This is a genomic window from Vogesella perlucida, assembly GCF_979366545.1.
Map to the genome: position 1 here is coordinate 1 of NZ_CEETRO010000052.1, position 333 is coordinate 333.

Below are 333 nucleotides of genomic sequence, written 5' to 3' on the forward strand. Positions count from 1 at the left end.
GCACACCGCTGTCGATGGTGACCGGTACGCTGGCGTTGGTGGTGTTGCCGGCCGGGTCGGTGGCGACCACCGGAATGTTGGCCGCCCCTTCTGGCAGCGGCTGCGTCGGGGTGACGCTCCAGGTGCCATCCGGGTTGACGGTGGTGGTGAGCACTTCGCCAGTCGGGGTGGTGACTTTGATGCTGTCGCCAGCATTGCCGGTGCCGCTGATGGTCGGCGTGGTGTCGTTGGTGATGCCGTCGCCTGGCGTACCGCTGTCGCTGCTCGGGTCGAGCTGGGCGGTGAGGGCCGGTGCGGTCAGGTCGACAACGGCGCTGTCGCTGCCGGGTGCGC

General features: G+C 69.4%; 1 protein-coding gene. It reads right to left on the minus strand.

Translation table 11 applies throughout. The features are described from left to right. Nucleotides 1–333: Ig-like domain-containing protein (locus ACZ9XP_RS17870; RefSeq protein WP_465188958.1), on the minus strand; the 333-nt coding region annotated here is incomplete at both ends.